Below are 3,679 nucleotides of genomic sequence, written 5' to 3'. Positions count from 1 at the left end.
GCCAGGAGTCCGGCCATGTCCTTGATGCAGAGCGTGTCGGTGCCGAGGTCCTCCAGCTTTTTGGCCATGTCCACGAAGCGGTCGATATTATGCACCGGGCTGACGGTATAGCTGATCGCAGCTTCTGCATGTTTACCGCAGGCTTTGACTTCTCGGACGGCCCGGTCGAGATTGCGGACATCGTTCAGCGCATCGAAAATCCGAAACACGTCGATGCCGTTGGCTGCCGACCGCTCGATGAATCGTTCGAGGACGTCGTCGGCATAATGCCGGTAGCCCACGAGATTCTGCCCCCGGAGCAGCATTTGCAGCTTCGTGTTCGGCATCGCGGCGCGCAACGCACGCAGCCGTTCCCAGGGGTCTTCCTTGAGAAAACGTAAGCAGGTATCGAATGTGGCGCCGCCCCAGACTTCGAGTGACCAGTACCCGACGGCATCGAGCTTCTGGGCGATCGGGAGCATGTCTTCGGTCCTCATGCGTGTTGCCAACAACGATTGATGGCCGTCGCGCAACGCAACATCCGTAATCAACAAAGCTTTACCCGGAGCGGGCTGAAGCTGGAGGCCTTTTGTATCTTTAGCGGTCCGTCTTGTGCGGATGACGGGGCCGCGGGCCGGCTTCTTGTTCTTGGTCCATTGTGATCGTCGTCGTGCCATACGAATTGCGAGCTCTATAGGTTAAGTGTGCGCCCTTATCCGGGTTTCGAGTCGGTGATTTGTTTAGAGGCCCTCGTAGGCGGCAATGGCGGCGGAGATGGCCAAAACCAAATCTTCCGGCTGATCCACTTCGTCGTAGTTATATAGTTCCGGGTGCGTGTCGAGATAGGAGGTGTCAAACCGTCCGGCCTTGAAGTCCGGTTCTTCCATGATGGCCTTCATGAACGGGATGGTCGTCTTGACACCGCGCAGGACGTATTCCTCCAACGACCGGCGCATTCGGCTGACGGCCTCTTCCCATGTCCTCCCCCGCACAGTCAATTTGGCCAACAGGGCGTCGTAGTAAGGCGGAATGACGTAGTCGCGGTAGGCGGCGCCGTCGATGCGCACCCCGATTCCACCGGGAGACAAGTACGCCGTGACGGTACCAGTGCACGGACAGAAGTTGTTCTTCGGATCTTCCGCGTTAATCCGGCATTGGATCGCATGACCCTGGAATTTTACGTCCTCCTGGGTAATTTCCAGAGGCTTGCCCGATGCGATGATAATCTGGTGGCGCACGATGTCGATGGCCGTAATCTGCTCCGTAATTGTGTGTTCCACTTGGATGCGGGGATTCATCTCAATAAAGTAGAAATTGCCATCCTGATCCAGAAGAAATTCCACCGTTCCGGCGTTGTCATAGTGCACCGCTTTGGCGATGGCGAGGGCGGCTTGGCCCATTTCCTCCCGGAGTTTTTGCGTCAAGATCAGCGAAGGCGCGATCTCGATCAGCTTCTGGTGCCGGCGTTGGACGGAGCAATCCCGCTCCCCTAAATGGATGATATGGCCGAAGCGGTCACCGAGGATCTGGAATTCGATGTGATGCGGCCGTTCGATGTACTTCTCGATGAAAACGCTTCCATCGCCGAAGGAGGACTCCGCTTCACGGGACGCGGCTTCCATGTTCTCTCGCAGTTCCTGGTCGGTCCGGACGACCCGGAGCCCACGCCCACCGCCTCCTGCGCTGGCTTTGATGATGACGGGGTATCCGGTTTGTTTGGTGAAGGCGAGGGCCTCCTTCGTGGTGCTGATTCCGTTCTCTGTTCCCGGCACGATCGGAACACCGGTCTGCTTGGCCAATTCGCGGGCTTTGACCTTGCTCCCCATCAGGGTAATGGCCTGCGGCGAGGGGCCAATAAAGGTTACGCCGGAAGATTGGCAGAGTGCGGCAAATTCCGCGTTCTCGGCGAGGAAGCCATATCCCGGATGAATGGCGTCCGCCCCGATCCGGAGGGCAAGATCCACGATTTGTTGACCGTCGAGGAAACCCTTCACCGGCCCTGGTCCGACGACGTATGCCTCGTCTGCTTTCTTGACGTAAATCCCGGTGGAATCGGCCTCTGAATGGATTGCGGCCGTGGCAATGTCCAATTCGCGGCAGGCGCGGATGATCCGCATGGCGATTTCCCCACGATTAGCCACGAGAATTTTCTTAAACATAGTGCTCAACGATACTCACAATTATGTGCGTCGGTGGACGGATTCCACCCCAAAATGAGCGCGTAAGCTAGCATAGGATAAGGAGTCTTGTCGAGGGAGCGGAGCAGAAATTGGAATGGCGCGAAGGGGTAAAACTGATGATTCGGCGTAGCGGTGAGGCGCGGGAATCGGGTCCCGTGCCTCACCGGTCGTAGGGACTATTTCGCCTTGACCAGGAACCCCTTGGATCGTGCATTGCCGCCGCCGGCGACCACATCGATGAAGGTCATCCCCGCCTTGACGTCGGGGACTGTCGCCTCGATCGTCGTATCGTTGACGAATTTGTAGTCGATCTTGGTTGAGCCGGCTGCGCTGAAGGCGACCCAGTGGAAACACTCCTTGGTTCCGAAGTTTTCGCCCTTGATCGTCACCTTCTGGCCCGGTTTCGCCTCGTCCGGCTCGACTTTCAAGATCTTGGGGCGTTTGCTCCGATCGCAAACAGGGTCCTTCTCGACCTTGCTGGCATCGAAACCCTTAATAGATTCGGTGTCGTAAAGCGTGAAGCCGGCTCCCTCCACCATACCACCCTGGCTCTCCCGTTGTTCGGCCCGGAGGCTCAGGGGGGCGCACAGGATGAGTCCGGCCAGCCCGACCACCATGAAGACTGAAGAATGCCACGTCTGCATAAGATCCTCCTTAGATGAAAGATAGGAGATTATTTCCGTTCAAGTGGCACATAGGTTTCGCTGAGAATCTTTTGGCCGTCCGGAGACAGCGCAAACTGACTGAAGGTCTCGACCAAGGGGCTCCCTTGTGGTTGTGACAAGAAAAGGATAGGCCGCCGCAAGGGGTATCGCCCGTCCTTTACCGTTGGGACTTCCGGCTCAACCTGATCGACCGGCACGAGCCGTACTGCGACTCCATCCGCGACGACCGACAGGCCCTGGCTAAGAGAGATATATGCCACAGCCGATAGCGGTGGCAAGGTCCCGACGACGGTTTTGACGACTTTCTCATCCTTGGCAATGACTTTTGCCCCTTCCGGAATCTTGCCGACAATGCCGAGCTGCCGCTCGAACGCTTCCCGGATGTTCTGATTCTTTGGCCGGTCGATCAGGAGGATTCTCGTTCCCGATCCGCCGAGTTCCGACCACTCTTTTACTTTACCTGAGAAGAGGTCGGCAACCTGCTGCTTTGAGAGCACTTTCGTAAGGTTGGAAAGGTGTACCAGAATTCCGATTCCGTCCCACGCGACCTGCGTGGCTTTCAAGCTGGGCTCTTCCGAGCCGGTCACGGCAATCTGTGCCTCACCGTCTTTTACCAGCTCGATCGGCTTGGATTTGTCGTCCCAAAGTATGTCCACGTAGGCTCGAGGGTTTGCCTTTTCAAACGCCCTGGCCAGCGCCTCGATCGTCGGCAGCTCCGGCCCATTGCCGGCAATCTTCAAGCTTCCTGACACTTCGGCTTTCGTGATCCCAGGAACGAAGGATAAAGCTGACAGGATGATCAGGAAGGCAAGGAAGACACAGATTGAGTTCGTTCGGTGTTTCGGTTGCGGTGAT

Annotated in this window: 3 protein-coding genes and 1 pseudogene; all 4 read right to left on the bottom strand. The window is 57.2% G+C overall.

Features of this window, described 5'->3' with window-relative positions:
• Positions 1 to 656, bottom strand: a pseudogene (locus ACWVCN_RS05265) (hypothetical protein); the annotation flags it as partial.
• Between the two features lie 63 nt (positions 657 to 719).
• A complete protein-coding gene (accC, locus tag ACWVCN_RS05260) occupies positions 720 to 2,138 on the bottom strand; it encodes an acetyl-CoA carboxylase biotin carboxylase subunit (RefSeq protein WP_455244474.1) in 1,419 nt (472 codons plus the stop codon).
• A 197-nt stretch (positions 2,139 to 2,335) separates the two neighbouring features.
• The gene (locus ACWVCN_RS05255; RefSeq protein ID WP_455244473.1) at positions 2,336 to 2,803 is read right to left on the bottom strand and encodes an IPT/TIG domain-containing protein; all 468 of its coding nucleotides are present in this window, start codon (positions 2,801 to 2,803) and stop codon (positions 2,336 to 2,338) included.
• 29 nt (positions 2,804 to 2,832) lie between these two features.
• Positions 2,833 to 3,679, bottom strand: an 847-nt coding sequence (locus ACWVCN_RS05250) for a substrate-binding domain-containing protein (RefSeq protein WP_455244472.1), incomplete at its 5' end; no start/stop codon positions are given.

It is taken from the genome of Petrachloros mirabilis (assembly GCF_975968855.1).
Note: the sequence above shows the minus strand (reverse complement) of the source record. Positions and strands in the feature narration are given on the sequence as shown.

Coding starts and splice junctions, on each gene's coding strand:
- accC (WP_455244474.1), bottom strand. CDS start 2,138: ATGTTTAAGAAAATTCTCGTGGCTAATCGTGGGGAAATCGCCATGCGG.
- ACWVCN_RS05255 (WP_455244473.1), bottom strand. CDS start 2,803: ATGCAGACGTGGCATTCTTCAGTCTTCATGGTGGTCGGGCTGGCCGGA.